Origin of the sequence: Streptomyces sp. NRRL S-495 (assembly GCF_000966955.1) — a bacterium.
Taxonomy (GTDB): domain Bacteria; phylum Actinomycetota; class Actinomycetes; order Streptomycetales; family Streptomycetaceae; genus Kitasatospora; species Kitasatospora purpeofusca.
This window is the reverse complement of the sequence record NZ_JZWY01000739.1, coordinates 1-2,858: the sequence shown is the minus strand read 5'-3', so window position 1 is coordinate 2,858 and position 2,858 is coordinate 1. Positions and strand designations below refer to the sequence as shown.

The following is a 2,858-nucleotide window of genomic DNA, read 5'->3' as shown; positions in this document are numbered from 1 at the left end:
CAGAGATGTGTATAAGAGACAGGGGGAGTCGGGGACGGGGACGGCGTCGCGTGCGGCGGCGATCCGGGACTGGCGGACGTACATGAAGACGGAGAAGCTCACGACCAGCGCGAGCGCGGGCGCGCCCACGATGTAGGCCCAGACGTGGCGGATCCGCCACCGCCGTGCCTCGACCACCATGAAGGCCCCGAGCGCGGCCCAGGTCAGTGCCAGGTCCGCGTAGACGAAGTCGGAGGCGAGGTTCCCGGTGGCGTCGCGCAGGAAGTTCCGCATCACGCCCCACGGGCCCGCGTCGGCGTTGCGCACGACGAAGGTGACGGCCATCGTCGCCATGACCAGGAAGCCGGCGCCGCCGCACAGCGCGTACATCAGGCGCAGCCGGCGGTCCCGCTGGTGGGGCTCAGGCGGTCGCATGCCGTGCTCCTTCCGGGTGTCCGGTGTCCGGCGCGGTCGTGTCCGGCGCGGCCGTGTCCCGTGCTGCCGTGGTCGGTGCGGTCGTGCCGCCGCTGCTGCGGACCCGCTCGTACCGGTAGTCGTCGAGGTCGAAACTGCGGGCCCGCCACGCCGCCTCGTAGGTGGAGGCGGGCCGCACGGCCGGCGCGTCGCCGTGGCGGTCGAAGTAGTAGCTGTTCGTCCCGCGGCAGCCGGCGTCCGCGAAGACGGTGTCGCGCTGCCGGCGCAGCACCTTCGCGAACGAGGCGTCGTGCCGCTCGGGCCGCACCACCGCCTGGGTCGCGCCCCGGCGGCGGGCCTCGCCGATCACCCGCAGCAGATGGGTGACCTGGTAGTCGATCATGCCGAACCAGGAGCCGCCGGTGAACGAGTACGGGCCCACGATGAACCAGAGGTTGGGGAACCCCTTCACCGAGCTGCCCTCGTAGGTCTGGAACCGCTCGCTCGCCCAGAACTCCCCCAGCTCCCGGCCGCCCTGGCCGGACAGCGGGAACGGCGGCAGGTTGTCCAGGACGTGGAAGCCGGTCGCGAGGACCAGGACGTCCGCCGCCCGCTCGGTGCCGTCCGCCGTCCTCACACCGCCCTCGGTGATCCGCTCGATCGGGTCGGTGACCAGCCGGACGTTGTCCCGGGTGAACGCCCGCCAGTAGCCCTTGCCGAAGGAGGGCCGCTTGCAGCCGAGCCGGTAAGCCGGCGCCAGTGCCTCGATCAACTCCCGGTCACCACGGACCTGTTGGCGCAGGTAGAGCCGGGAGAGCGCCTCCCCGCCCCGGACCAGGAAGGGGAACCGCCGGTAGTGGATCATGGCGATGACGAAGGAGAGCTCGGTGGCGGTGTCGGTGGCGAGCCGGACCGCCCGCTGGGTCCACGGCGCCCGGGCGAACACACCGCGCACGGCCGCGGGGACGGGCAGGTCGGGTTTGGGGAAGACCCAGGTGGGCGTGCGCTGGTAGACGTCGAGCCGATCCACCAACGGGGCGATCTCGGGGACGAGTTGGACGGACGAGGCGCCGGTGCCGACCACCGCCACGCGGCGGCCGCGCAGGTCCAGCGAGGAGTCCCAGCGCGCTGTGTGCACCACCGGCCCGGCGAAGCGGTCGAGACCCGCCAGCTCCGGGGTCTTCGGCCGGGTGAGCCACCCGGTGGCGCAGACCACGAACCGCGCCGTGAGCGTCGTACCGTCGGCCAGCAGCACCTCCCACAGGTGCTCGGACTCGTGGTAACCGGCCCGTACCACACGGGAGTTCAGGCGAAGCCGGGAGCGCAGGCGGTACTTGTCCACGCAGTGGTCGGCGTAGGCCTTGAGCTCCGCGCCCGGCGGGAAGGCCCGCGACCAGGCCGGGTGCGGCTCGAAGGCGAAGGAGTAGGAGAAGGCACTGATGTCGACGGCGACCCCGGGATAGCGGTTGGCGTGCCACGAGCCCCCGATGTCGTCCTGTTCGTCGAGCAGCAGGAAGTCGTCGATGCCGGCGCGCAGCAGCCCGACGGCGGTGCCGATCCCGGAGAAGCCGGCCCCGATCACCAGCACCTCGTGGTCGGGCACCTCGTGGTCGGGCGCCCCGGGGTGCTGCTGCCCCGCCTCGGCGGCGCTCACAGGGCCAGACCCGTCGTCAGCAGCGTCCCGAAGGCCAGCAGCAGCCAGCAGGTGTGCTCCAGCGCGGGGATCAGGTCGCGGCCCCGGGCCCCGCCCAGCACCCGGCGCAGTGGCCGGACCGCGACCGGGGCCGCGCCGAGCACCAGCAACGCCCAGGGGCGGGGCCGAGGCGACCAGCAGCGCGTAGTAGATCCGGGTGCGCCCCTCGCCGAGGCGGACGGCGACGGTGACCTTGCCGGCCTCGGTGTCGGTCGGGATGTCGCGCAGGTTGTTGGTCGTCAGCAGTGCGCAGGCCAGCAGGCCCATCGGCACGCCCGCCGGGAGCGCCAGCAGTGGGAGCCGGCCGAGCTGGATGAAGGCGGTGGCGCAGACCGCGATGACGCCGTGGTAGACGAAGATGCTCACGTCACCCAGGGAGCGGTAGCCGTACGGCCGGGAACCGCCGGTGTAGAACCAGCCGCCGAGCGCGCACACGGCGGCGAGGCCGAGCAGCCACCAGCTGACCGTCACCGCCATGACGACCGCGGCCGCGACGGCGACGCCGTACAGGGTCAGTCCGTGCCGCAGGACCTGCCGGGGCGAGGCCCGGCCGGAGCCGACCAGCCGGGCGGGGCCGAGCCGGTGGTCGTCGGTGCCCCGGATGCCGTCGCTGTAGTCGTTCAGGAAGTTGGTGCCGAGCACGAAGCCCAGGGCGAACACCAGGGTCAGCGCGGTGCGCCGGCCGTCGGGGAGGCCGTCCGGGACGGCGACGGCGGTGCCGACCGCGATCGGCGCCAGGGTGACCGGGAGGGTCTTCAGCCGGGCGCCGACC

At 73.2% G+C, this 2,858-nt stretch carries 2 protein-coding genes; both read right to left on the bottom strand.

Translation table 11 applies throughout. The annotated features are described in order from the left end of the window. On the bottom strand, positions 1-414 hold a 414-nt coding region (locus VR45_RS32295), incomplete at its 3' end, for a DUF2834 domain-containing protein (RefSeq protein ID WP_045943437.1). Next, positions 401-2,858, bottom strand: a 2,458-nt coding sequence (gene menA, locus VR45_RS49315; RefSeq protein ID WP_234326376.1) for a 1,4-dihydroxy-2-naphthoate octaprenyltransferase, incomplete at its 5' end; no start/stop codon positions are given. The genes VR45_RS32295 and menA, both read right to left, overlap by 14 nt.